At 61.9% G+C, this 25,822-nt stretch carries 22 protein-coding genes; 12 read left to right on the top strand and 10 right to left on the bottom strand.

The window, feature by feature from the left end:
* Position 1: 1 nt before the first annotated feature.
* The 3 genes from PMX70_RS06155 to PMX70_RS06165 all read left to right on the top strand — a co-directional run bounded on the left by PMX70_RS06155 (position 2) and on the right by PMX70_RS06165 (position 2,654).
* Complete coding sequence (locus PMX70_RS06155) at positions 2 to 196, top strand: hypothetical protein (RefSeq protein ID WP_158572412.1); 195 nt, start codon at positions 2 to 4, stop codon at positions 194 to 196.
* A 114-nt stretch (positions 197 to 310) separates the two neighbouring features.
* On the top strand, positions 311 to 1,936 hold the full coding sequence (locus PMX70_RS06160) for an ATP-binding protein (protein ID WP_271743183.1): 1,626 nt from the start codon (positions 311 to 313) through the stop codon (positions 1,934 to 1,936).
* A gap of 4 nt (positions 1,937 to 1,940) precedes the next feature.
* A complete protein-coding gene (locus PMX70_RS06165) occupies positions 1,941 to 2,654 on the top strand; it encodes a response regulator (RefSeq protein ID WP_271743159.1) in 714 nt (237 codons plus the stop codon).
* A 95-nt stretch (positions 2,655 to 2,749) separates the two neighbouring features.
* Here the strand turns inward: PMX70_RS06165 and rlmKL are convergent, their stop codons facing one another.
* The gene (gene rlmKL, locus PMX70_RS06170) at positions 2,750 to 5,317 is read right to left on the bottom strand and encodes a bifunctional 23S rRNA (guanine(2069)-N(7))-methyltransferase RlmK/23S rRNA (guanine(2445)-N(2))-methyltransferase RlmL (RefSeq protein ID WP_271743160.1); all 2,568 of its coding nucleotides are present in this window, start codon (positions 5,315 to 5,317) and stop codon (positions 2,750 to 2,752) included.
* 75 nt (positions 5,318 to 5,392) lie between these two features.
* On the opposite strand from rlmKL, the gene PMX70_RS06175 reads away from it, so the two are divergent.
* Together PMX70_RS06175 and PMX70_RS06180 are read left to right on the top strand one after the other, a co-directional pair.
* Positions 5,393 to 6,220, top strand: a complete 828-nt coding sequence (locus PMX70_RS06175) for an HAD-IIB family hydrolase (RefSeq protein ID WP_271743161.1) — start codon at positions 5,393 to 5,395, stop codon at positions 6,218 to 6,220.
* Between the two features lie 193 nt (positions 6,221 to 6,413).
* Positions 6,414 to 7,118, top strand: coding sequence for a transaldolase (locus PMX70_RS06180; RefSeq protein WP_271743162.1), 705 nt, complete (start codon positions 6,414 to 6,416; stop codon positions 7,116 to 7,118).
* Between the two features lie 381 nt (positions 7,119 to 7,499).
* On the opposite strand, the gene PMX70_RS06185 is transcribed toward PMX70_RS06180, so the two are convergent.
* From PMX70_RS06185 to PMX70_RS06200, 4 genes are all read right to left on the bottom strand, one after another.
* Positions 7,500 to 9,647 (bottom strand): Tex family protein, encoded by a 2,148-nt coding sequence (locus PMX70_RS06185; RefSeq protein WP_271743163.1) that lies wholly within the window; start codon positions 9,645 to 9,647, stop codon positions 7,500 to 7,502.
* Positions 9,648 to 10,058: 411 nt separating this feature from the next.
* On the bottom strand, positions 10,059 to 11,099 hold the full coding sequence (locus tag PMX70_RS06190) for a Gfo/Idh/MocA family protein (RefSeq protein ID WP_055286288.1): 1,041 nt from the start codon (positions 11,097 to 11,099) through the stop codon (positions 10,059 to 10,061).
* A 69-nt stretch (positions 11,100 to 11,168) separates the two neighbouring features.
* Positions 11,169 to 12,425 (bottom strand): MFS transporter, encoded by a 1,257-nt coding sequence (locus PMX70_RS06195; RefSeq protein WP_117646283.1) that lies wholly within the window; start codon positions 12,423 to 12,425, stop codon positions 11,169 to 11,171.
* 66 nt (positions 12,426 to 12,491) lie between these two features.
* Positions 12,492 to 13,373, bottom strand: a complete 882-nt coding sequence (locus tag PMX70_RS06200) for an SDR family NAD(P)-dependent oxidoreductase (protein WP_271743164.1) — start codon at positions 13,371 to 13,373, stop codon at positions 12,492 to 12,494.
* Between the two features lie 233 nt (positions 13,374 to 13,606).
* Between PMX70_RS06200 and PMX70_RS06205 the strand changes: the two genes are divergently transcribed.
* The 3 genes from PMX70_RS06205 (at position 13,607) to PMX70_RS06215 (ending at position 15,690) form a co-directional block, all read left to right on the top strand.
* Positions 13,607 to 14,485, top strand: coding sequence for a LysR family transcriptional regulator (locus tag PMX70_RS06205; protein ID WP_271743165.1), 879 nt, complete (start codon positions 13,607 to 13,609; stop codon positions 14,483 to 14,485).
* Positions 14,486 to 14,605: 120 nt separating this feature from the next.
* A complete protein-coding gene (locus PMX70_RS06210) occupies positions 14,606 to 14,908 on the top strand; it encodes a hypothetical protein (RefSeq protein ID WP_271743166.1) in 303 nt (100 codons plus the stop codon).
* A complete protein-coding gene (locus tag PMX70_RS06215; RefSeq protein ID WP_271743167.1) occupies positions 14,842 to 15,690 on the top strand; it encodes a GGDEF domain-containing protein in 849 nt (282 codons plus the stop codon). The genes PMX70_RS06210 and PMX70_RS06215 overlap by 67 nt, the downstream gene beginning before the upstream one ends.
* A gap of 199 nt (positions 15,691 to 15,889) precedes the next feature.
* Here PMX70_RS06215 and PMX70_RS06220 read toward each other — a convergent pair whose 3' ends face one another.
* From PMX70_RS06220 to PMX70_RS06230, 3 genes are read right to left on the bottom strand one after another with little or no spacing between them, the layout of a single operon-like run.
* Positions 15,890 to 17,809 carry an ABC transporter ATP-binding protein gene (locus PMX70_RS06220; RefSeq protein ID WP_271743168.1) on the bottom strand — a complete coding sequence of 640 codons (1,920 nt, stop codon included), beginning with the start codon at positions 17,807 to 17,809 and terminating at the stop codon, positions 15,890 to 15,892.
* Complete coding sequence (locus PMX70_RS06225) at positions 17,802 to 19,643, bottom strand: ABC transporter ATP-binding protein (RefSeq protein WP_271743169.1); 1,842 nt, start codon at positions 19,641 to 19,643, stop codon at positions 17,802 to 17,804. Before PMX70_RS06225 ends, PMX70_RS06220 begins: the two co-directional genes overlap by 8 nt.
* A complete protein-coding gene (locus PMX70_RS06230; RefSeq protein ID WP_138340506.1) occupies positions 19,636 to 20,139 on the bottom strand; it encodes a MarR family winged helix-turn-helix transcriptional regulator in 504 nt (167 codons plus the stop codon). The genes PMX70_RS06225 and PMX70_RS06230 overlap by 8 nt, the downstream gene beginning before the upstream one ends.
* Before the next feature lie 424 nt (positions 20,140 to 20,563).
* Here PMX70_RS06230 and PMX70_RS06235 point away from each other — a divergent pair, with 424 nt between their 5' ends.
* Complete coding sequence (locus PMX70_RS06235; RefSeq protein WP_138340507.1) at positions 20,564 to 21,388, top strand: PfkB family carbohydrate kinase; 825 nt, start codon at positions 20,564 to 20,566, stop codon at positions 21,386 to 21,388.
* A complete protein-coding gene (locus tag PMX70_RS06240) occupies positions 21,381 to 21,710 on the top strand; it encodes a TIGR04076 family protein (RefSeq protein ID WP_271743170.1) in 330 nt (109 codons plus the stop codon). The genes PMX70_RS06235 and PMX70_RS06240 overlap by 8 nt, the downstream gene beginning before the upstream one ends.
* Before the next feature lie 140 nt (positions 21,711 to 21,850).
* Here PMX70_RS06240 and PMX70_RS06245 read toward each other — a convergent pair whose 3' ends face one another.
* Together PMX70_RS06245 and PMX70_RS06250 are read right to left on the bottom strand one after the other, a co-directional pair.
* Positions 21,851 to 22,297: a low molecular weight protein-tyrosine-phosphatase gene (locus tag PMX70_RS06245; RefSeq protein ID WP_271743171.1), complete on the bottom strand. Its 447-nt coding sequence runs from the start codon at positions 22,295 to 22,297 to the stop codon at positions 21,851 to 21,853.
* Between the two features lie 45 nt (positions 22,298 to 22,342).
* The gene (locus PMX70_RS06250) at positions 22,343 to 23,593 is read right to left on the bottom strand and encodes an MFS transporter (protein WP_416378136.1); all 1,251 of its coding nucleotides are present in this window, start codon (positions 23,591 to 23,593) and stop codon (positions 22,343 to 22,345) included.
* Positions 23,594 to 23,845: 252 nt separating this feature from the next.
* Here PMX70_RS06250 and PMX70_RS06255 point away from each other — a divergent pair, with 252 nt between their 5' ends.
* Positions 23,846 to 24,715 (top strand): hypothetical protein, encoded by an 870-nt coding sequence (locus tag PMX70_RS06255; RefSeq protein ID WP_271743173.1) that lies wholly within the window; start codon positions 23,846 to 23,848, stop codon positions 24,713 to 24,715.
* Positions 24,716 to 24,828: 113 nt separating this feature from the next.
* Positions 24,829 to 25,722, top strand: a complete 894-nt coding sequence (locus PMX70_RS06260; RefSeq protein ID WP_138340509.1) for an aldose 1-epimerase family protein — start codon at positions 24,829 to 24,831, stop codon at positions 25,720 to 25,722.
* The last annotated feature ends 100 nt before the right edge of the window (positions 25,723 to 25,822 follow it).

The following is a 25,822-nucleotide window of genomic DNA, read 5'->3' on the forward strand; positions in this document are numbered from 1 at the left end:
CATGGATACAAAGGCGCTCGATGGCCGTGAGGCGGTGGTCGAAATGGTGCGTGAGGCGCGTGTCGACGCCGCCGAAGATCGGTTCTTTACGAATCGTGCCAACATGGACATGGCCGACCGTGTGATCTCGATCGTGGTGACGCTGCTTGTCGCGGCGTGCGTGTGCGCACTGCTCGCGCACGTGCTGTTTGTCTAGCGACTGCCGGTCGTAGAAGGCTTTACACTTAGAACCACCACGAGGGAAAACCACCACAAAGGTGCCTGTCCCCTTTGTGGTGGTTTTTGTTTTTGAGGGAGGGGTACGGTGTCTATGGACGTCCGTGCGGACGGCGATATCGCCGATAACTTTTGGTGGCGGCGCACAACGCTGACGCGCCGCACTCCTCTGTATGACGCCTGCGTATCGGTGGGGCTGCTGGTCGCGGCGACGATTGTGGGCGCGCTGCTCGACCATCCGGGTCTCGCGCCGAGCATCATGATCGTCTATGTGTTCGCCGTTCAGCTGTGCGCATTCTTTACCTGGAGTCGTCTGTATTGCTTGCTGAGCTCGGCTGCCGCCGTGGCGCTCTACAACTTCTTGTTTGTCGACCCGCGCTACTCGCTGTCGCTTATCGACCGCGTCTATCCCGGCATGTTCTTCATCATGTTCGTGGTCTCGCTTGTGTCGAGCTCGATTGCGTTGGCCCTGCGCCGCGCCTTGGCACAGGCTGCCGCCAGCGACCGCCGCACGCATATGGTGCTCGAGACCAACCGCATGCTGCAGCGGTGCGCCGATCAGCAGCAGATTGTCCATGCTATGTCAACGCAGCTGGCGCGTCTTTCGGGCTGTCCGGTCGTGTGGTACAGCGCTGACGCCGAGGGCGATGACCTGCTGCCGCGTGCGACGTACACGGCCGTGGGCGATGCCGCGCCGGTGCACGAGCTGGCGCCGCAGATGCCGCCGCGGCTCTCGGCGTCCGCCTATGTGGGAACGCCGCTCGACGCCACGTTTGGCGGCTCGGCGTTTTATGGCATCTACCTGACGGTTCGCACGGGCGACGGCTTCGTGCGCTCGGGCGACCCCGCCTCGGTGGTGGGCGTGCTGGCTATCGTTGCCGAGCCCGACGTGCTGACGCATGAGGAGCGGACGCTTGCCGATGCTATCGTGAGCGAAGGCGAGCTGGCACTCGACCGCGCCCGCGCCATGGAGGCCCGCGAGGAGGCGGCGGTGCTCGCCAAAAACGAACAGCTGCGCGCCAACCTGCTGCGCTCAATCTCGCACGATCTGCGCACGCCGCTTACCAGTATTTCGGGTAATGCCGACGTGCTGCTCGACCAGGGCTCGACCGGCACTGCAGTGCTCGATGCCCAGACGCGCCGCGGCCTGCTTCTATCCATTCGCTCGGATGCGCTGTGGCTCAACGCCACCGTCGAGAATCTGCTCGCCATCACCAAGCTCGAGGGCGGCGGTATGCGCCTGTCGACCACGCTCGAGCTCATGGACGATATCGTCGAGGAGGCACTGCGCCACGTAAATCCGGCCGTGCGCGAGCACGACCTTAAGGTGGTGGCGTGCGATGAACCGGCGCTCGTTAACGTCGACGCGCGTCTGATGGTACAGCTCGTGGTGAACCTGGTGAACAATGCCATCACCTATACGCCCGCGGGCTCGCATATCATGATTTCGATTAGCATCGACGATGGACGCGTGGCGTGCTTGGTGGCCGATGACGGCCCGGGCATCGCACCCGAGGACCGCGAGCGGATTTTTGAGTCGTTCTATACCGCCAACCATGGTCTGGCCGACAGCCACCGCAGCGTGGGCTTGGGTCTTTCGCTCTGCCGTTCCATTGCGTTGGCGCATGGCGGTAGCATAGAGGTTGCCGCGGCGGACCCGCACGGTTCGGTCTTTACGATTGAACTTCCCGCCGCCGACGTTTCGTTTGATAAGGAGTAGCGCCGTGTCGAACTCTGCCGTAAAACCGCTCATCTTGGTCGTTGAGGACGACCCAGCTGTTCGCAACCTTATCGTTGCCGCGCTCGAGGCGCACGGCTTGCGCCATATGGCCGTGGAGACCGCCCATGCCGCCATCGCCGCCGCCTCATCGCAGGCACCGAGTATTGTGCTGCTCGATCTGGGCCTGCCCGATATGGATGGTGTCAAGGTGGTGGAGTCGGTGCGCGCATGGTCGGGTATGCCGATTATTGTGGTTTCGGCGCGCAGCGAGGATGCGGACAAGATTCGTGCACTCGATGCCGGCGCCGACGACTACCTGACCAAGCCGTTTTCGGTCGAGGAGCTGCTCGCGCGCATTCGCACGACGCTCAGGCGCCTTTCGTATACGCAAACGGGCGGCGTTGTCTCCGAGGGCTCGTTCGATACCGGTGAGCTGCATATCGATTTTGATGCCGGCATCGCCACGATGGATGGCGAGGAGCTGCATCTGACGCCGATCGAGTACAAGCTCCTGTGCCTGCTGGCACACAACGCCGACAAGGTACTGACGCACCAGTTTATCCTGCACGAGATTTGGGGCACGGCAACTAAGAGCGACCTGGCGAGCCTGCGCGTCTTTATGGGCACGCTGCGCAAGAAGATTGAGTCCGACCCCGCGCACCCGCGCTATATCCAAACGCATGTGGGTATCGGTTACCGATTGGTCACCCAAGGCTAGATCGCCAACCACCATCCCAATATGAGTTGCGGTGAAATACGGTCTAAATTTACCTAATTCCAGGCAAAACAGTCCGTATTCCACCGCAACTTTGTTTACTTGCCCTTGGGCTTGCTGGCGTAGAACTTCTTCTTTCTGGGCTTGCCGGCGGGGGAGGGTTTGCCGGCAAAGTTGGACTTGCCGTTGCCGGCCTGTGCATGTACGGGTGCTGCCGCACGGGGCTTGCGGGCGTCGGGGTTGCGTAGCTCCTCGGTTCGCTCTGCAATCTCCTCGGCGCTAAAGCCGACCTCGGCCATGGCGTCCTCGATGGGAAGTCGGCGCACGATATAGCAATGATGCACCTTCCGGTTGCGCGCGAAATCCTCGGGGATGGTCTGCGCCGTAATGTCCTCCAGCACGACGCCCGCGCGTGCGAGCTTGCGCGTCTCGGGGCGGAAGCCGCGCAGGTTGCAGCTAAAGATGGCATGCCCGCCCTGCGCGAGCAGGCGAGATACGCCGGCCAAAAGCTCAACATGGTCGCGCTGGACGTCCCAGGTGCGACGGCCCATCTTGGACGAGTTCGAAAACGTGGGCGGGTCGACAAAGATCAGATCCCAGCGGTTGCGCGTCTGGCGCTGGTCGCGAATCCAGGCGAGCACGTCGTCGCGCACAAAGTGATGCTGCGGACCCACAAAGCCGTTCTGGCGCATGTTGCGCTCGGCCCAGTCCAGGTAGGTGTTGGAAAGGTCGACCGTCACAGTTTCCTCGACGCCGCCGTCTGCCGCATAGCAGGTGGCGGTACCGGTGTAGGCGAACAGGTTGAGGAAGCGGCGCGCCTGTTTGGCGTGCTCGCGCACCAGGTTGCGGGTGACGCGGTGGTCCAGGAAGATTCCCACATCCAGATAATCGTCAAAGTTGACGGCAAAGGTAAGGCCGCCCTCTTCGATGAGCGGCAGACGACGGCGCGCGATGTTGGCGCGCTCGCCCGATGCGCCCTTGCCGGCGCCCTGTTTGCCGTACTGCGAGCCGCCGCGCGAACGCATGCGGGCCTTGGCGTGCACGTGCTCGGCCGGAACATCAAGAATACGCGGCGCGATGGCCAGAATGTCGAGCATGCGGGCCTGGGCTAGCGCGGGATCGATGGTCTTAGGCGCGGCGTACTCGGCGATGACGAGCCAGCGGCCCGGCGTCTGCGGGCAGCCCTCGTACAGGTCGATGGCGGCGGAGTAGTCGGGCAGGTCGGCATCGTAGACGCGGTAGCAGCTCACGCCCTCGCGCTTGGCCCACTTGCGGCGCAGACGGGCATTCTTGCGCAGGCGGTTGGCGAACTGCTCGGACTCGGGGATGAGCACGGGCAGCGGTTTGCCGTCGCCCAAGTCGAGCGTGGCGGTAGGTTCGGGCATGGAGGAAGCGGCGGCTTCGTCGTTGGCTTCGTTGGCATCCGCAACCTCGGCCTCGGCATCCGCACTGGTCGCAGCCTCAAACGCTGCGGCGGCGTGGTCGAGCGAGGGCCAAACCTCAATAGCCGCCTCCTCGTTATTGGGCATGACGGCGATGGAGCGCGCGGGCTCGGCATGGAGCGCGCGGGCCATAAGGCCATCGCGGGTGAGTGCGGCGACCGGTGCCGAAGCGAGCTCGGGCGCGCGGCGCAGCTCGCCGACCAGCGTCATGGCGTCGTGCATGAGCGAAAGCGGGGTCTCGGTGGTGTCTGCGACCACGGCGGCACCGGCGACGGCGCCCGCATGGTCCAGCACGGTGGCGGGCTTGGCGGCACAAAAGTCGACAAAACGCTTGTAGCCAGCGCTCTTGACCATGCGCTCGGCGGTCTTGCGGGCGGCAGGGTCGATGTCCGCGGCCACGATGCGTGCCTGGCGCTCGCGTGCTGCCGCCTCGCGTTCGCGCGCCTCGGCAAGCAGCTGCTCCCACAGAGCGGCGTCGTGCAGCTGCCAGCCCTCAAAGCCCCAGCGCTCGCGTGCGGCGCCCGGGGCGCGGTCGGTCAGAATGTTCACGGCCTCTAGCAGCAGACCGCCGTCGGCGCACGAAGCATCGATCAGCGTGGGAAGGGCTTCATTCTCGTAATCGTCGACCGTCAACTCGCGCTCGCACAGTGCGGTCCAGCCGACCTGCGCCAGCACCAGGGCGGCGTAGTCGGGGCGCAACACGTGCGCACCCTCGCCGGCACGGGTCGCCGCGGGCGGCAGGCGCTTGAACAGCGGGTCGCCCGAAAGGTCCAGGCTTATGCTCGCGCGGCGCTGGCGCAGCGAAAGCAGCAGGTGAACATCGGGATCGGCGGCGTCGACATCGGCGCGACGGCCCGTGGTTTCGGCCAAGCGGTCGCATAATGCGTCCTTGGCGCGCAGGGCCGAGAAGCGCGTGTTGCGCAGCTGCTCGGTCACGCCGCGGGCGGTGATGGCAATGGTGGCGCCGGGGCGGATGATGGTCTCCCAGGCGATGTCGTAAACGCTGTCGTAAAGTTCATCGGCATCCTGCGCCTCAAAGCGCCCGAGTACCACGAACACACGGCTCGCCAGGCGCGACCACAGACAGGCGCGGTAGCCTTCTTCGAGCTCGCCCTCAAACGTGGCGCGGCCCTTCAGCCGGCGAACATGCGAAAGCCCGAGGCGTTTAAGCTCATCGGCGAGTGCGGACTCAAAGCCCTCGGGGCAGCTTGCGTAAAATTCCATGGGTGACCTCTCTGGTTGCGTCGCTCCATTATATGATGGATACTTCGTTTACTCTCGCCCCCGAAAGGAACCCATATGATTGATGCGTGCCCCGATTCCGCCGTGCTCTTTTTTGACGTGGACGGCACGCTGACGTCGTTCGATCCCGACAACATGACCGACAAGGACTTTTCGGCGGTTCACCCCTCGCAGGCGGTCGTCGAGGCGTTTCATCGTCTGCGCGACGCGGGACACCATGCATTTATCTGCACGGGTCGTCCCTTGTGGCTGATTGCCGATGGCCTGCGCGCGCTGAACCCGGCGGGTGTCGTTGCCATGGCGGGAGCGACGCTCGAGGTCGAGGGCTGCGTGGTGCATGAGGACTGCTTTGACGAGGACGTTATTGAGGAGCTTGCACGCCGTATGGCCGCGGCAGGGATTGAAGCCTTTTTCGAGACCAACGTGGCTACTTTTGCCCTGGAACCCGCGGGTGTTGAGCAGTCGTCTCTGATCGGCACTTCTGTGGTGCACAGCACCGAGGAAATGCGCGTCGACGGCCGTCTGCGCGTGGGCAAGGTAGGCATCGTCGCGAGCGACCTGGCTCGCGTAGCCAACGATGATGGCTTTATCGATCGCGAGTTTGAGCTGTGCAACACCGGTGGCCAGAATCGCGAGCTGAGTCCCAAGGGCATCGACAAGGGCGTGGGCGTGGCGCGAGCGCTGGCGTATCTGGGCCGTGAGGGAAATGCGCGCACCTTTGGCTTTGGCGATTCGGGTAACGACCTGGGCATGCTCGCTGCGGTCGAGACGGCTGTCGCCATGGGCAACGCCATGCCCGAGGTCAAGGCGCTCGCCGACTACGTGACTGATGATGTCGCACACGACGGCACCGTCACAGCGATGCAGCATTTCGGCCTCATCTAATGAATCCCGCGTTCTGACGTTTGCTTAAACTGCGACTCTTTGCTTTTGCACGCTCAATCGATTTATCAATCCAAACACTGAGGTGTTTATACCGTTCGCCGAGAAGATAAAAAACCGCAGTTAACGCCTTGATAAACGTAGGTAAAGTGTTTATCAGTTTATCGGCCGTATGCTAACGAAAGGAATCAGGCAGATGGCAATCAAGGTGTTCGCTGACGGTGCAAACCTCGAGGGCATGCTCGACATGTACGAGAACGGCAACGTTCAGGGTTTCACGACCAACCCGTCCCTTATGAAGAAGGGCGGCGTGACGGATTACCGCGCGTTTGCCAAGGAGGTCCTGACCCATATCACCGATGTGTCCGTCTCGTTTGAGGTCTTTGCCGACGACGTCGAGACCATGGAGGTCGAGGCGCGCGAGATCGCTACCTGGGCCGAGAACGTCTACGTCAAGATTCCGTGCGTGACCACCAAGGGCGAGTCCACCGCCGAGCTGGTCCGCAAGCTTTCCGCTGACGGCGTCAAGGTCAACGTCACTACCATCTTTACGCCTAAGCAGGTCGATGAGATGGTCGAGGCCGTTGACACCGAGACGCCGTCCATTATCTCGCTCTTTGCCGGCCGTATTGCCGATACCGGCGTCGATCCCATTCCGTTTATGACGGAGTCGGTCAAGAAGGCCGCCGCCAAGCCCAACTGTGAGGTCCTGTGGGCGTCCACGCGCGAGCTCATTAACATTTACCAGGCAGAAGCCTGCGGTTGCCAGATCATCACGGTGCCCAACAGCATCCTGGCCAAGCGCAAGAACATCGGCCGTGACCCGTACGAGGTTTCGCTCGACACCGTGCGCGGTTTTGCCAAGGATGTCGCCGCTTTGGGCTTCCATATCCTGCCGTAGGGCGAACACGAGCTGCGCCGAGGGTTGTTCGCCCCGGCCTTTCCTTTCCCTATCGCTCACGCGCTTCGCGAGGGTCGCTCTAGGCAAAGGAAAGGCCGGGGCTGCCGACACGAACTTGCCGGTAGGTTGGTGATAGGCTTCCATATCCTGCCGTGGACAAAGGTACCCCCGCCTGCGCCGTGCAAAATTGAGAGTATTCAGCAAGGTAAAGGCTTTTACCAGCTGGGTGAAGCATGGAACAGCCCCCGTTTTGGCTCTGATGACGCTAAAACGGGGGCTGTTTCTTGCTTTTTCGTCTCTGAGGGGCATCCGGAACGGTGGAATTTGCAGAATACTCGCGATTTTGCACGTCGCGAGAGGGGGGACCCTTGCTTTGGCGGTTTACTTCCCCTGCACCATGGTGAGGGAGATTTTCTTGCGGTCGCGATCGACCTTTTCGACCCACACCTTGACCGTGTCACCGACGCGCACCACGTCGCTCGGGTGCTTGACAAAGCGGTTGGCCAGTTTGGAGATGTGCACGAGGCCGTCCTGGTGCACGCCCACGTCGACGAACGCGCCAAAGTCGACGACGTTGCGCACCGTGCCCTTGAGTTCCATGCCGGGCTCCAGGTCGTCGATGGAAAGTGCCGAGCGGCTAAAGACCACCTCGGGCGCGTCGTCGCGCGGGTCGCGACCGGGCTTCTTGAGCTCGTTAACGATGTCGATGAGCGTCAGGGTGCCGCAGTCCAGGTCGCTTGCCAGCGCCGAGATGCTGCCCAGACGGCGCTCGATGTCGGGCACGCCGCCGCGGCTGAGTTCGCTGGCTTTAACGCCTGCGCGCTCCAGGACGGTCGTTGCCACCTCGTAGCTCTCGGGGTGGACGCTTGTCGCGTCGAGCGGGTTCTTGCCGCCGCTGATGCGCAGGAAGCCCGCGGCGTTGAGATATGCCTTGGGCCCCAGCTTGGGGACCTTCTTAAGCTGGCGGCGATCGGTAAAGGCGCCGTTTTCCTCGCGGTAGGCCACGATGTTCTTGGCCACGCTCGGCGTGATGCCCGATACGTATCCCAGCAGGCTTGCGCTTGCGGTGTTGACGTCGACGCCCACGCGGTTGACGACGTCCTCCACCACGTGGCCCAGGGTGCGCGAGAGTTCGGCCTGGTCAAGGTCGTGCTGGTACTGGCCGACGCCGATAGACTGGGGCGGAATCTTGACGAGCTCTGCCAGCGGGTCTTGCAGGCGGCGGCCCAAGCTCATGGCGCCACGCACGGTGACGTCCAGGTCCGGGTACTCCTGGCTGGCGAGTTCGGAGGCGGAGTAGACCGACGCGCCGGCCTCGTTGACGATGGTGTAGCGCAACCCGGGCGCCTGCTCGGCAATGAACTCCGAGACGACTTCCTCGGTCTCGCGGCTGGCGGTGCCGTTGCCGATGACGATGGTGTTGACGCCGTCCTTCTTGACGAGGCGGGCGAGTTCGCGCTTGGTACCGGCGACGTCGTGGCGCGGCTTGGTGGGGTAGACCACGCCGTGGTCGAGCAGCTTGCCGGTCTCGTCCATGACGGCGACCTTGCAGCCGGTGCGGTAGCCCGGGTCGAGCGCGAGCACGCGGGCGCCGCGCACGGGGCGTGCCGAGAGCAGGCCCTCAAGATTCTTGGCAAAGACGTTGATGGCCTCGGTCTGGGCACGGACGGTGAGCTTGGCGCGTGCCTCGCGCTCCAGCGAGGGAGCCATCAGGCGCTTGTAGCCGTCGGCGATGGCGGCATCGAAGATGGGGGCGAAGACGCCCTGGCGTCGGGGCCAACGACTGCCAAGGCGTGCCGTGGCAGCGGCGCCGTCGACGTTCACGCGCACGCGGAGCTTGCCCTCGCGCTCGCCGCGGTCGATGGCCAGCACGCGGTGGTTGGGGATGCGGCGCAGGGGCTCGTCATAGCTGTAGTACGGCTCGTAGGGAGTCTTCTCGGCGGGGTCGGTAGCCTCGACGACGATATCGGCGGTGTTTTGCGTAAAGGCGCGCAGGTCGGCGACGTTCTCTGGGTCCTCGGCAACCGTTTCGGCCACGATGTCGGCGGCGCCGGCGAGTGCCTTCTCGGCCGTGTCGAAGCCGGCCTCCTCGTTGACATATGCCGCGGCGGAGTCGAGCGCGCTGCCCTTGGCCGAGGCCTGCATGATGATCATATTGGCGAGCGGCTCCAGGCCTGCCTCGCGGGCCTTCTGCGCACGGGTCATGCGCTTTTTGCGGTAGGGCTTGTAGAGATCCTCGACGCGCTGGAGCTGCGTGGCCTCGCGGATCTGCTGTTCGAGTTCGGGCGTGAGCTTGCCCTGGGCGTCGATAAGCAGAATGACGTCCTCTTTACGCTGCTCAAGATTGCGCAGGCAGGACAGGCGCTCGTCGAGGGCGCGCAGGGCGACGTCGTCCATGCCGCCCGTGGCTTCCTTGCGGTAGCGCGAGATAAAGGGAATGGTGTTGCCCTCGTCGATGAGCTTGACGGCCGCCTCGATGTTGGCGGCCTTAAGGTTGAGCTCGCGAGCGAGCTGGGCGATAAGATCCATGGGACTCCTTGCGTTTAAGGTGCGTTCGCAGCACAGGGCTACCAAGGATACCACCCGTTCCAAAAGACTGTTTTGGGGTCGCGCCACGAAAACGGCCTATCTACTACGTTTGAACCGTATGGGTCGACCATGCCTGGTTTTACCGAAAATCGGCAAGCCGTCTACCTGCGGTTTTTATTTCGCGAAATTTGGCATGGTTGAGGGCGATTGGTTAAACGTAGTAGATAGGCGCATTTCGTGGCGAACGAACCAAGCCGAGGTGCAAAAAGGCCCCCGTCTCAGAAAAATCGTCGTCAAGGTAGCAAAATGCCCCGCGGGCAGGAGGTTGCTCGCGGGGCAAAGAAGAGGGGCTTATTTGTGGCGGACCGAGGGGCTCGGCATGGGGTTTCTGCCGCGGTCGCTCTTAAGGCGTTACAGCTCGACGAGCTGGCCGGTCTCGGCGGCCTCCTTGATGGCGTTAAGAAGCGTGAGCGTCTTAACGTTGTCGGCGGGGGTCACGACGGGCTCGACCTCGCGGCGGACAACCTTCACAAAGTGCTTGAGCTGCATCTTGTGCGGCAGCGCCGGGTCCACGGCCGGGATCTCCATCTGCAGCGGCTTGTGCCAGTTGGAGGCACCGTCGTAGGAGAACTGGTGCAGGCGGGGCAGCGAAAGGGCGCCCTTAGTGCCGCCGATAAAGTAGGCATCGGCGTCGAAGGGGCGGTACTGCGGATCCTCGCGAGCGGTGGCCTCCCAGTTCCAGGGGCTGGCGGTGGCGTCGGAGATGGTCATGCTCGCGAGCGCGCCATCGGCAAAACGGACGTTGACCACGGCGGAGTCCTCGGTCTCAAAACCGCGGGCGGCGCTGGACTGCATGCCCTGGACGGCAACGGGCTCGCCCAGCAGGTAACGGAGCAGGTCGACGTCGTGCACCAGGTTGACCAGGATCGGGCCGGCACCCTTCTTGCGGCGCCACTCGACGTCGAAATACTCGTCATTCTTATAGATCATGTAGTGGAAGCTCGACACGGTGAGCTTGCCCAGCTCGCCGGACTCGATGATCTCCTTGGCCTTGTTGACGAAGGGGTTGTGGCGACGGTGCTGACCCACGAGCACGGGCACGCCGGCGGTCTCGGCCTCGGCGGCGAAGGCCTGGGCATCCTCGAGGTCGTTGGAAATCGGCTTTTCGACCAACGGCACGATGTTGCGCTTGATGGCCTCGCGGGCAACGCCCAGGTGCAGGTCGTTGGGGGTGGCGATGATGACGGCCTCGGGCTTGACCTCGTCCATCATCTGGGCGGGATCGGTGTAAAACGGCACGCCGGCGGCCTCGGCCGTGGCGCGGGCGCCCTCAAAGGCGTCGGCGATGGCGACGAGCTCGGCCTCGGGCTCCTCGGTGACAAAGCGGATGTGGTTGCGGCCCATGGCGCCGGCGCCGATAACGGCAATGCGGACGGGATTGAGCTCAGACATTTCGACTCCTTAATACTGGTGGCCGGTGGAATGCGACAAAGGGGCTGTCCCTTTGTCGCATCGGTAAAACTAGGCGGACTTCTTCTTGCTGTCGGAGACCATCATGTAGACGGTGAGCACGACGGCGATGGCGGCGATTACAATGGCGCCGTAGAAGGACTGCTGGTAGGCGGCGCTGCCAGCCTCGGCGTGATACAGCACGGCGGTGATGGGCTGGCTGATCCAGGTGGAAGCGGCATAGCCCAAAAACATGATGCCGTAGTTGACGCCGATGTTGCTGGTGCCGAAGGCGCCACCGGTGAGCGGCGGGTAGATGACGAGCAGGGCGCCAAAGCTAAAGCCGAGCAGGGCGAGCGCCACAAAGAACATACTCTGCGTAAAGCTCATCGACATGATGACGAGTGCGACGATGGTGACGACAAGGCTGATGAGCAGCGACTTATAGGCGCCGAGCTTGTCGATGATCTGACCAAAGGACAGACGGCCGACCAGGTTGGCGCAGGTGTTGACGGAGACGACCACACCGCCGAGGGCGACGGCTGCGGCGCTCGTGGGATCGGCGAAGAGCTGGACGGCGGCGATGGAGGCAACCTTGCCGACGAGCAGGGTGCCGGCGGTGGCGGCAAAGGCGAAGGTGACGATGAGGACCCAGAAGCGCGGGGTCTTGACCATCTCGCCTGGGGTGAGGTCGCCGAAGGTGCCGGCATGCGCGCCGCCCTTGGGGGCCTCGAAGCCCTCGGGCAGCCAGCCGGCCTCGGGGGCCTTCAGGAACAGGGCGGAGGCGGCGATCGTCACAAAGAAGATGACGCCGAGTGCCTTGAGGGCGCCAAAGATGCCCAGGCTCGGGATGAGCAGCGAGGCGAGCACCGGGGACAGCACGGCAGGGCCGGCGGTCGAAGCGGCCAGGGTGATGCCGGAGGCGAGGCCCTTCTTGTCAATGAACCACTTTTGGCCGGTGGTGAGCGCCGGGTTGTAGCCCAGACCGTTGCCGATGGCGGCGACGAGCGAGAACCACAGGTAGAACTGCCACGGCTCGGTGACGGTGCCGGACATGAACCAGCCCAGGCCGTAGCACACGGCGGCAGCGATCACGACGTTGCGCGGACCGATCTTGTCGGAGATGCGGCCGGCGAAGATGCCCGTCACGGCCATGATGGTCTGGAAGACCGGGAACGCCCAGGTAAGGGCGCTCGACCACTCGGGGTAGACGGCGAGCAGGTTCTTGCTCACGACGGAATACAGCGCGATGGAGCTGATGAAGAACATGGTGACGCACGCGGCGGAAAGCACGACGGCGCGACCCTTGTTGGAGTTGGTGGAAGCCATTGGACTCTTTCTAATCGATACGGGGGAGGAGCGGGCGTGTCTGCGGGACCTCCCTGTCATGTTGGTTTACTGGTCGGTCGGCTTGGCGACGCCGGACTCATCGGACCAGAGCTCGACACCCTTGTTCTTAAGGTAGTTGTCGGCATAGGCGCGACGGCCGCCGGGCTTGGCGGTGAGGTCGCCCATCATGTTGGAGAAGCCGCCGTCGACCTTGATGGCGTCGCCGGTGGTAAAGTCCGAGCGCGTGGACGCCAGGAACATGACGGCGTTGGCGATATCGCTGACCTCGCCGATGCGGCGCGTGGCGATCAGACGGCTGCGGCTCTTTTCGACCTCGGGGTCGGCGTAGAAGTTGGCCGACATCGGGGTCTTAACGAAGCAGGGCTCGACGCAGTTGGAGCGGACGCCGTAGGGGCCCCACTCGGCGGCGAGCATCTTGGACATCATGTTGACGCCGGCCTTGGTGGAGCTGTACACGCCCGAGAACGTCTCGGGGGAGTGGCTGGCGACGGTCGAGATGTGCACCAGGCGGCCCTGGCCGGCCTTGATCATCTCGCGACCAAAGCGCTGCGAGGTGATGAAGTAACCGGTGAGGTTGACGTTGAGCACCTGCTCCCAGTCGCTCAGCGGCAGGTCTTCCATAGCTGCGAAGCGCAGGATGCCGGCGGTGTTGACGAGAACGTCGACGCAGCCGAAGTTGGCGATAGTGGCGTCGACGGCAGCCTGAACCTCGGCCTCGTCGGTGGCGTTCATCTTGTAACCCTCGGCGTGGATGCCAAACTCGGCGGCGAGGTCGGCGGCTGCGGCCTTGACCTTCTCTTCGTCCAGGTCGAGCAGGACGACGTTGGCGCCGTTGCGGGCGAACTCGCGGCAAATCTCGGCGCCCATACCGCCGAGTGCGCCGGTTACGGCGCAGACATCGCCCTCGAGCTTAAGCCAATTGCTCATAGGAACTTCCCTTCTTGTGCCTCCCGGTGGGTCGCTCCCATTAACCGACCCACGTGGTTTTCGCTGGTTATCGTATGCTTTGCATTTGCGCAGGTGAATTGCATATTTGTTAGAATAGCGTTAACCGTAGGTTTACACTGTGCGATGCAGTTTATTTTCAATTGAGCGCGTGACCTGCGAAAACAACCCCCTGTGGCACCATGCGGTCACGGGCGCGAAAACGGGAGATTGACGTGTACGATCGACGACTTGAGGCCATATCGGCCGCCGCGGAGCTGGGAAGCTTCTCGCGTGCGGCGGCAAAGCTGCGCGTGTCGACGCCGGCGCTCGTCAAGCAGGTATCGGGTTTTGAGGCGGAGTTCGGTATTACGCTGTTCGAGCGCTCGCACTCGGGCGTCAAGGTGACGCCGGCGGGTGCTCTGCTGGTGGACGACGCGCGCTCGATTATGCGCCAGTCCGAGGACGCCCTGCGCCGTGCCCGACGTGCGGCGGGCGATGGTGGTGCCGTGCGCCTGGGCGTGTCGATGATGTGTCCGGGGCGCCAAACGCTGTCGATGTGGACGGGCATCCACGATCTGGAGCCGTCGCTGCGATTTGAGATTGTGCCGGTAAGCGACCTCTACGACGAGCGCGAGACCGTCATGCGCAGCTTGGGCCGCGAGGTCGATGTGGTGCAGTCGAGTTTTTCGACTCCGCGCTGGGGCGACACCTGCCAAAAGCTCCGCATCGTCAACGTGCCGTTTTATATCGACCTGCCGCGCGCGAGCCCGCTGGCGCGCAAGACGCGCATCACGGTCGCCGACTTGGAGGGCATGCGCCTGCGCGTGCTTCGCCACGGCAACGACGCCATGGACAGCCTGCGCATCGACCTGTTGGCCGACGGCGGCGTGGACGTGATCGACGTGGACAGCTTTGACTTCGCGCTCTTTAACGAGGCGGAGGAAAAGGGCGACGCGGTTCTCACCTGCGGAGCGTGGTCGGGGGTGCACCCGGCCTTTGTGGGCGTACCGTTCCTGTGCGGCCGCGAGGTGCCGGTCTTTCTGCACTACCCGCTCGAGCCAACCCTCCAAGTACAAAAATTCGTCAACGCCATGGCTCAGCTTCTCAAATAGCTATCGTGTCGATGATTCTTTAATCCCCGTCCTAGAAAAATCATCTGGTAGAGTTGACCCCGCATGATTTACAAGACACTATGCGCCACCTACTCTTTTGTCATTTAGGGGATTGAACTTGTGAATACTTCTGTCGCCAAGAAGGCCAGCCAGGCGGTGCGCCTGCTCATGATGGTGCTTACGGCAGTTCTTATCTTCTTCTTCATCAATGTTATGGTGCTCGTCTCCGACATCCAGGGCACGGCACGCGTGGTCAACTATGCCGGCCTGGTGCGTGGCACCACGCAGCGAATCGTTAAGCTCGAGGATGCGGGCCAGCCACAAGACGATCTGCTCAAAGCGGTGGATTCATACATTTGCGCTACGGAAGCGACGACCTCAATCTCGTCCGACTCGATGACGATGAGTATCAGGCAAAGATGACCGAACTCGCGGGCTATTTTGACGAGCTTCGAACCGAGATTGCCCGTGTGCGCGAAGTCGGCTACGAGAACACCGACATCATCGCCATGAGTGAGGAGTTCTTTGGTATTTGTGACGATGCCACGAGACTCGCTGAGGACTACTCCCAAGAGAAGGCGACGGCGCTCAATCGTCTCGAGGGCTTGGTGATCATCAACATCGTGGGCTTGGTGACGACCTTTGCGGTCGAACTTGCCCGCGCGGTGCGTACTGCCGCACTCAATCGCGAGCTGCAGAACAAAGTCTATCTCGACGAAGCCACGGGGCTGCCCAACAAGAACAAATGCGAGGAAATCTTGGGGCAGGGGCATCCCGTTTCCGCTGAAGAGCCCGTCGCACTTTGCGTCTTCGATCTTAACAATCTGCATACGGTCAATAACCGCTTTGGCCACGAGAAGGGCGACGAATACATCCGTGCTTTTGCCCATCAGCTGGGGCGGGTGGCGTCCGAGACCTGTTTTGTGGGTCGCGACGGTGGCGATGAGTTTATCGCGGTGTTGTGGGATGCCGATCGAGCTGCCGTGGAGTCCTGCCTCACGCGGATTTGTGTGAACGTGAATGAGTATTCCGAGGCTCACCCCGACATGCCTATCAGCTATGCGGTGGGTTATGCGCTTTCCAGTGATTTTGATGAACCGCCTACGATGCGCGAGCTCTTTTCTCGTGCCGACAAAAACATGTACATCGACAAGAACCGCGTAAAGACAGCCGAGACAGCCGGGCCGCAACGCGAGGACCGCTAAGCCTGTAACAGAGGGCGGCTAATTTGGCATGTGGCATAGAAAAGCCCCCGCAGCTCGTGTGGCTGCGGAGGCTTTATTCGTTGCGGTGCATTGTGTTTGGGTCGTTGAGATGAGTCGATTTGCCCCGAAAGAGGAGGGCATTGACCTTAGGGTCATGCCCGACGAATGAACGGCAAATCGGCCATCTCGGCGGGCCGAACTACTCCAGTTCAAACGCTCCGGTATAGAGCTGGTAGTAGTACCCGCGCTTGGCGATCAACTCGTCGTGGTTGCCGCGCTCGATGATGCGGCCGTGGTCAAGGCAGATGATCGCATCGGAGTTGCGCACGGTGGAGAGACGGTGCGCGATGACAAACGTCGTGCGACCCTCCATGAGCTTGTCCATGCCTGCCTGCACGATGGCCTCGGTGCGGGTATCGATGCTCGACGTGGCCTCGTCCAGAATCATCGCCGGCGGATCGGCGACGGCGGCGCGCGCGATCGAAATCAGCTGGCGCTGGCCCTGCGACAGCTGGGCACCGTTGCCGGTGAGCATGGTGTCGTAGCCGTCGGGCAGGCGGGTGATAAAGTCGTCGGCGCCGGCGAGCTTGGCGGCCTCGATGCACTCCTCGTCGGTGGCGCTCAAGTTGCCGTAGCGGATGTTATCCATGACGGTACCAGTGAATAGGTTCACATCCTGCAGCACCACGCCCAGCGAACGGCGCAGATCGGACTTGCGAATCTTGTTGACGTTGATGCCGTCGTAGCGGATCTTGCCGTCGGCGATGTCATAGAAGCGGTTGATGAGGTTGGTGATGGTCGTTTTGCCGGCACCGGTGGCGCCGACAAACGCGACCTTCTGGCCCGGCTTGGCAAATACGGACACGCCGTGCAGCACCTCGTGGTCGGGCGTGTAGCCAAAGTCGACGTTGTCCATGACTAGGTCGCCACGCAGCGGCACGTACTCAATCTCGCCGGTTGCGCGGTGCGGATGCTTCCACGCCCACATGCCGGTGTGGTGGTCGGCTTCCTCGAGCTGCCAAGTGTCGGGGTTTACCTGCGCGTTGACGAGCGTCACGTAGCCCTCGTCGGCCTCGGGCTCCTCGTCGATGAGCTCAAAGATGCGGTCGGCGCCGGCAAGGCCCATGACCACGGCGTTGATCTGCTGCGAGATCTGGCCGATCTGGCCGCAGAACTGCCTGGTCATGTTAAGGAACGGCACCACGACGGCAATGGACAGGCCCATGCCCGAGATGCTCAGGTTGGGCACGCCCAGCGCCAAGAAAATGCCGCCGGCCAGTGCGACCAGCACATAGAGCAGGTTGCCCAGGTTCATGAGGATGGGCATGAGGATGTTGGCGTACATGTTGGCCTTCTGCGAGACTTCGAAGAGTTTCTCGTTGCGCTCATCGAAATCGGCCTCGGCGGCAGATTCGTGGCAGAACGCCTTGACGACCTTCTGGCCGTTCATAACCTCCTCAATGTGGCCCTCGACCACGCCGAGTTCGGTCTGCTGCGCGATAAAGAACCGCGCGGAGTTGGAGCCGAGGAGCTTGGTCATAAAGGTCATAAAGGTGACGCCTGTCACAATGACCAGGCACATCCACACGCTGTAGTACAGCATGATAAAGAACACCGAGCAGATGATGATGACCGTCAAAAGCAGGTTGGGCAGCGACTGGCTGATCATCTGGCGCAGCGTGTCGATATCGTTGGTGTAGTGGCTCATGATGTCGCCGCGCTGATGCGTGTCGAAGTAGCGGATCGGCAGGTCCTGCATACGGTTGAACATCATCTCGCGCAGCTTCTCGAGCGAGCCCTGCGTGATGATGGCCATGGCGCGGTTCCAGAAGAGCGAGGACAGGACGCCGACGCCGTAGATGCAGGCGAGCGTCGTGACGAGCTGTAGGATCTGCGGGCGCGCGGCTTCCCAATCACCCGACTGCCACGATTCGCTAATAATCTGCAGGGCACTTTGAAGGAACATCGGGCCGATGGCGTTGATGATGGCGCAGAGCACCACGCCGGCGGCAACGAGGGGCAAAAGCACGGGATAGAAGCCAAAGAGCGTCTTGATGAGGCGCGGCAGGGTGCCGCCCTTGCGGTTGAGCGCGCGCTCGGCGGTCGTTGCCTTACTCATGTGCCTCGCCTCCTTCCTGGGTCTGAGCTTGCGTTGCGGTCGTGTCGGTGTTGTCTGCCGCCGTGGTCGTATCGCCGGAAACGTCGCCGGCGTCCTCGCCCTCGGCAGACATCTTGTTTTGCGAGGTGAAGGTCTCGCGGTAGATCTCGCTCGTCTGGAGCAGCTCGTCATGGTTGCCGATCTGCGCGATGCGGCCGCCCTCCATGACGATGATGCGGTCTGCATCCTGCACCGAGCTGATGCGCTGGGCAATGATGAGCTTGGTCGTGTTGGGCAGGTAGCTTGCCAGCCCTGCGCGAATCTTGGCGTCGGTCTTGGTGTCGACGGCGCTGGTGGAGTCGTCAAGAATCAAGATCCTGGGGCGACGCAGCAGAGCGCGGGCGATGCACAGGCGCTGCTTCTGGCCACCAGAGACGTTGGAACCGCCCTGCTCAATCCAGGTGTTGTAGCCCTTGGGGAAGCCGTCGACAAACTCGTCGGCGCAGGCCAGGTGCGCGGCCTCGCGGACCTCCTCGTCGGTGGCGTTCGGATCGCCCCAGCGCAGGTTCTCGGCGATCGTGCCGCTAAACAGCACGTTTTTCTGCAGCACCATGGCGACCTGGTGGCGCAGCGCGTCCAGGTCGTAATCGCGCACGTCCACGCCGCCTACGCGCACGGTGCCCTCGGTGGCGTCATATAGGCGGGCGATGAGGTTTACCAACGTGGACTTGGCCGAACCGGTGCCGCCGATGATGCCGATCGTCTCGCCGCTCTTAATGTGCAGGTCGATGTCGTCGAGCGCCTGGCGCTTCGCATGCTCGGAATACTTAAAGCTCACGTGGTCGAAGTCGATGGAGCCGTCGGCCACCTCGTGCACGGGCTCGGCGGGATCGGCGATCGTGGGCTCGGCGGCCAGCACCTCGGTAATACGGTGCGCCGATTCGTCGGCCATGGTCACCATGACAAAAATCATCGACAGCTGCATCAGGCTCATCAGAATCTGGAAGCCGTAGGTAAAGGTCGAGGACAGCTGGCCCACGTCGAACAGCGTGCCTTGGCTCGTGATGATGAGCTTGGAACCCAGGTAGATGATGACAACGAACGCGCCGTTGACGCAGATGTTCATCATGGGGTTGTTAAAGGCAAGGAGCTTCTCGGCGCGGGTGAAGTCCATCTGTACGTCGCGCGCAGCGGTCGCGAACTTTTCCTTCTCGTAGTCCTGGCGCACATAGCTCTTGACCACGCGCATGCCGGTGACGTTTTCCTCGACGGATTCGTTAAGGGCGTCGTACTTGTGGAATACGCGCGAGAAGATGGGGCGCACCTTGTAGATGATAAAGAACAGGCCAAAGCCCAGCAGTGGAATCATGGCCAGGTAGACAAACGAGACGCTGCCGCCCATGGCGTAAGCCATGACGAAGGCGAAGACCAGCACCAGTGGCGACCGCACGGCGATGCGGATGAGCATCATAAAGGCCTGCTGCACGTTGTTGATGTCGGTGGTGAGGCGGGTGACGAGCGAGGAGCTCGAGAACTCGTCGATGTTCGCAAAGCTGAACGTCTGGATCTTGTAGAACAGATCCTGACGCAGGTTTTTGGCAAAACCGCAGCTTGCGTGGCTACAGGTGACGCCGGCTGCCGCACCAAAGGCGAGCGACGTCAACGCGATGAGCACGAGGAGACCCGCGGTGGGAAGTATCTCGGCCACGGTGGCACCGTCTTTGATGGCGTCGATCAAGTTGGCGGTGATAAATGGAATCAGCATCTCGCAGAGCACCTCGCCAAGCACGAGCAGCGGCGTGGCAACGGCGACCTTCATATAGTCGCGGATGCTTCCCATGAGGGTTTTAATCATCCAGTTCCTCCCAAGTTACACGGATTTTCTCGAGCATTTCGGCGAGCTGCTCGCGCTCGTCGTGTGTGAGGGCGCTAAAGGCCTGCTCTCTAAAGCGAATGCGGGCCGCTTGGTCGATGCGGGCATTTTCCCGGCCGGTTTCGGTCAGGCGAATGGTGAGTTGCCGTCGATCCTTGGGGTTACGGCTGCGCTCGATGAGGCCGTTGAGCTCGAGTTTGGACAGGATCTCGGAAAGCGACCCTGGCTTGAGGTCAAAGTGCATGCCGAGTTCCTGCTGCGACATCTCGCCGCCGGGCTGTTTGGCCAGCAGGCAGATAATGGGCGCCTTGCCGGATACGCCACCACCATGAAAGTGCATGTAATGGCCGCAAAAGCCCAGGTTATTGAGGATGCGCTTGGCAAGCTTGTCTTCCGAGCTAACCGCTTCGGGTACATCAGCCGGCTGTGACGGGTCGCCGCCGGGTTCATGCGGATAGGCGAGTGGTTCAACACACATATCTAAGCTTCGCTCCTTTCTTTAGTTAGGTAGTGGAATTGTTTTGTGCCTAACCAATTTAGGAGCGTGAGAAATCAATGTCAAGGTACCAAACTTATTAAGTTACGGCGTTTTGCCAAACGCCGTAACCGCTCGACGCTGCAAACGTTCCTAGGCGGCAATCTGGCGTTCAATCGTCGGGCATGGCCACAAGGCCTATGCCCTCCTCTTTCACGCCACCTTGCTCGCTTAGGAACGCTTTCGCTGTCCGTCCTCAACCTGCGGCGTTGCCCTTGTTGGCACTTGGGGACGTTCCTTTTCTGTCGGCACCTAGGGACACTCCTTGTCAAGGCTTTGGTGCAAACTTCCGTCCGCAGCGCTCCCTGCGCTACACTTAGTCGCATTGTGGCGCCGCCGCGCCGTGCCCGAACCAAGGGAGACTCTCATGAAGAACACTCAGCTGCTGCTGATCAACGATATGTGCGGTTACGGCAAGGTTGCGCTTTCCGCCATGCTGCCGGTGCTGTCGCACATGGGCTATCGCATCCACAACCTGCCGACGGCCCTCGTTTCCGATACGCTCAACTATCCCAAGTTCTACATCCACGACACCACCGAGTACGTGCGCCAGAGCCTCGCCATCTGGGAGGAGCTCGGCTTTGAGTTCGACGCCATCTCGACCGGCTTTATCGTGACCGAGGAAGAGACGCGCGTCATCTCGGACTTTTGCCACCGTCGCGCGCAAAAGGGCACCAAGGTGTTCGTTGACCCCATCATGGGCGACAACGGCAGGCTCTATGCGGGTGTGCCCGAGTCCACGATTGGCCTTATGCAGCACCTGCTGGAGTGCGCAGACTACGCGGTGCCCAACTATACTGAGGCGTGCCTGCTTGCCGATAGGCCTATCGCCGAGCAAATTACGCCCGATGAGGCCCGCGCCCTTGTGGACGCCGTGCGCGAGCTGGGTGCCAAGTCGGTGGTCATTACGAGCGCCGTGGTCAATGGCACGAACGCGGTTATCGGTTACGACCATGTAGCGGGGGAGTACTTCACGATTCCCTTTGAGCTCATTCCGGTGTATTTCCCGGGCACGGGCGACACGTTTTCGGCGGTGCTCGTCGGCCGCGTTATGGCCGGTTGGAGCCTGCAGCGCGCGACGGGCGATGCCATGCGCGTGGTGGCGGAGCTTATCGAGCGCAATGCCGACCAAGAGGACAAGTCGGCCGGCCTTCCCATCGAGGCCTGCCTGGATGTGGTTGACCATGAGTAACGCCGACGAGAGCAGCACCGAGGCGGCGGGCGAGAACAAGCCGCTCGGTGCCCCGCGCGGCAGGCGCCCACGTATTCGCATTAGCTGCGTGGACCAGCTGGGCACATGCCGCTGCCATCACGGGCACAAGCCGGGTGACGTCTTCGACTTCGACCGCGACCGCGGCAAGATGTGTTCCATGGCATGTCACGTGGGCCTTCCCTATATCGACATCCTGCGCTACGGCGGAACCGTGCCCGGTAACGAGCCCGGCACGGCAAAGTTCTGCTGTCCCGAGGTCGATACGCTGAACGTCTGGCTTGCTGAGATCGTCGACGAGTAATCGAGCGAGGTTTTTCTCCCTCAAAGATAACGAGCGTGGATAATCTCCCGTTTAGAGCGCGCTTGAACGCTCAAAGTGGGAGATTATCAACGCTCGTTTTATGCCGATGGCGTGGCACGTGCGTCCGCGTGCTCGCTTGCCTATAACTGCTCGAGCATGGCCATGCAGCCGGCGAGCACATCGCGGTAGGTGGCATCGAAGTTGCCGGTGTACCAGGGATCGGCCACGTCGCCGGGGCGATCGGTCCAATCGAGCAGACGCGAGATCTTGCCATCGGGGTCGCTGCCAAAAATGCGACGCAGACCTCGCGCGTTCTCGGCATCCATATAGACAATGTGGTCCCAGTCACCATACTCTGCGCGATGCACCTGGCGGGCGCGGTGCGCAACGACGGGAATCCCGACTTCACGCAGCTTGGCAACGGTGCCACGATGCGGCGGATTGCCGATCTCCTCGGTCGATGTCGCGGCGGAATCAATGGCAAACTCCGCCTCGCGCCCAGCGCGGCGCACGAGCTCGGTAAACACGGACTCAGCCATCGTCGAGCGGCAGATATTTCCATGACAGATAAACAGTACACGTTGCATATGTGGTTTCCTTTCGATCGCCATCATCGAGCTCGAGTATCGCATCTACGCCTGCACCCTCGCCCGCTTGCGCTCCCAGCGAGCCAACTTAATCGTCACCAGCGTGAGCGCCCAGGCCACAAGCGAGAACGCGGCGCCCACTGCGCCCACGTACGCAATACCAATGCTGCTTACCACGGCGCCGCCCACTGCGGTGCCAAACGAAATGCCGACATTAAACGCCATGGGTTCTACCGAGCTCGCGAGCACCATCGATTTGGGATGGCGGCTGCGAGCCACGTCCATAAAGTGCGTGATGCACGACACCGAGAACAGGTACATGAGCATCGCCAGGCTAAAGACAAAGACAAGTGCGAGCGGCATGGCAGCGCCTACGGCAAACAGCCCAAACAATGCCACCGCCTGCAGCACAAACGTCACAAGCAGCGCCTTCATGCCAAAGCGCGCATCGATCCATCCGCCCAGGATGTTCGAGATCAGGCAGAACACGCCGTAGGCCATAAGCGTGGTACTGGCTTCGACCGTGCCCATGCCCAGCACCTGCTCAAGATAAGGCGTCACGTAGCCGTAGAACACATAGACCGAGCCCACGCCAAACAAAAAGATAAGCATGCCGGTGATGATACTCGGCTCGCGCAGCAGACTCGCCTGCTCGCGAAAGGTGGCGGGCTCGTCGGTTTGCCCAGCGCGCGGCATAAACGCCACGAGCGCTTCGCAGATCAAAACGGCAAAGGTCAGCGCGCCGTACATGGCAACGTGCCAGTCGAGCGTGTCGGCCACAAACTTACCGATCGAGGTCACAAAGACCATCGCCACGGAAAACGCACCATATACTACCGAGATGGCAAGCGAAGTTTGCTGTGGGGACAGAAGCTCAGGGATGTACGTCACGCCCACGGCGAGCAGCGCACCCGAGACAGAGCCCAGGACAATGCGCGAGATAAAGAGCACCTGGAAGTTGGGCGCCAGTGCCATAAACAAATTGCCAAGCACAAAGACGATGCTATAGCACACGAGCAGCTGGTAGCGGCGAAAACGGCCCGTGCTGAGCGCAAGCGTCGGCGTAGCGATGGCGTAGACGAGCGCGAACACGCTGATGAGCTGGCCCGCAGTGGCAAGTGATACGCCGAGTTCCGTTGCCAAGTCGCTTTCGATGCCGATGACCACGAACTCGGAGCAGCCGAGCGAGAATCCCAACAGCACGAGCAGCGCCAGGCAGAGCTTGGTGCGCGCGGGGGAGAGCGCGGCGGCGGTTGACTTTCTTTTAGGCGTGGTTGCGGCGGTCAAGGTTGTCACTCCAATGTCGCATGAATAAGCGGGATTCAATCCCTGCAACTCTAGCAGAATGTGACAAAGGGGCAGTCCCTTTGTCACATTGCGCTGCCGGCCAGTCGCCCAAACCGTCACAACATTCGATGAAAATCTCGAAATCGAAGAAAAGCGTCGAATGTTGTGACGGTTTTCGTGTTTGGCGCGGGTGAGCTTCCGCGTCATCTGAGGGTATAAGGCTAGCAAGTGTTTATTTGCGAGGCCTAAGGGGCGCCCCGTATGGATATCGATAACTTTGAATGGTGGTATAGCGAGGGTGAGGCTCCGGACGAGGAGTGGGACGAACCCACGCCGCGTGACGTGTCGAGCGACGAGGACGAGACCGGCAACGACGTCGCCGCCGACTCGGACGCCGCCCTCGACCCCGTCGAGCCTCTGACCTTCGAACAAGCCTGGGCCCAGGCCGAGGCAGACGAGGCCAAGGCCGACGCTACGGCCACGCTCGGCGAGCCAGCCGACATGTCGATCTCGCCGGCAAAGACCCCGCAGCCGCGTCACACTATCGACCCCGACAGCACGGCATCCTTCAGTATTCTCGACGTGCCCTCGCAGGGCGCTCAGGCGCCCGCACCCACACGTCGCCCCAATCTGTCTCGCGAGGAAGATGCAGGACGTCGCTCGCCGCTTGGCCCCATCCTTATCGCCTTTATGGCCGGCGTTATCGCATGCTCGGTAATTGGAAACGTCTGGAGCCATGTCGAACAACAGCGAAAAGACGCCGCCAAGGTCGAGATGTCTGTCGAGCAATCGCTCAGCCGCACGCGCTCGGTACATGTGTCGGTCGAGGTCAAGGACGGCGCGACGTGGGACACCGCGCGCGGCGACAGCCAAATGCTCATCCATATCGTGGGGCGCACGCTCAAAGGGCAGACGATTGACGAGTATCAATACGTCAATTCCGCTGGTGACGGCATCGAGCTCAAGCCCGGCGACTACGAGCTCACCGTCGATGAACCGCCCGTCGCCACCGACGGCATGCGCTTCCGTGCCTCAAAGCGCATGGTCCCCGTGAACTTTAACTCACAGGCGCCCGACACGGTCGACACCACACCGCAGGGTGGGTTCGACCTTTACGTAGATGCCCAGTAGGCGCTCGCCGCTCATTCCGCTATGGCTACTCAATAATCGCCTGCCGTCCCGTCCCGCCGCCAAGAGTGGGACAATAGCCCTCGACACTATTGTTTACCTTTGGAGGAAGTAGCATGTCTACCGTCACTACTATCAAGCGCGGCGGCCTCACCGCGGCCATCGATTCCATGGGCGCCCAGCTCACGAGCCTTGCCCTCAACGGCAACGAGTATCTGTGGCAGGGCGACCCCGCCTTTTGGGGCAAGCACGCGCCCATCCTGTTCCCCATTGTGGGCTCGCTGCGCAACAACACGGCAACGTCTGCGGCCGGCACCTGCGAGATGCCGCGCCACGGACTCGCGCGCATTGTCGAGCACAAGCTGGTCGAGGTTTCGGAGGACGGCTCCTCGGTAACGTACGAGATCACCGATACGCCCGAGTCGCTCAAGGCGTTCCCGTTCCACTTTAAGCTCAACATGACCTATGCCTTGACCGGCGATTCCACCCTCACGCAGACCTTTGCCGTCACCAATACCGGCGACGTGGACCTGCCGTTCTCGGTGGGCGGCCACCCCGCGTTTAACGTACCGGCTCCCGGTGCCGAGGACGAGGCATTCGAGGATTACGAGCTGGCGTTTACCGAGGCTTGGACGAACGAGGCTCCCATCATCACGCCCGACGGTCTTATGACGTTCGAGGGTAGTTACAAGGCTCCTGATAACTCGGACGTGCTGCCCATCACGCACCGCAGCTTCGATAACGACGCCATCATGTTCACCGATACCCCGGGCTCCACGCTCACGCTGCGCGGCCGCAAGTCGGGCCACGGCGTCAAGATCGACTTTGAGGGCTTTAAGTACATTGGCGTGTGGTCTGCCGCCAACGATGCCCCGTTTGTGGCGCTCGAGCCCTGGACCGGTCATACCACCATGGACACCGAGGACGACGTCTTTGAGCACAAGGTCAACACCATCACCTTGGCTCCCGGCGCTACCGACAAACGTAGCTTTAGCGTCACCTTGCTCTAGAGGTTCCGCCGTTCTGACGAACGGCGGGCCGGTCGACGCTGCGCGCCGCCCAGAGCGACAATTTGTCATTCAAAAGGCATGGCATGACCAGAAGGTCTAT

The organism is Collinsella aerofaciens (assembly GCF_028206795.1).
Classification (GTDB): Bacteria; Actinomycetota; Coriobacteriia; order Coriobacteriales; family Coriobacteriaceae; genus Collinsella; species Collinsella aerofaciens_AX.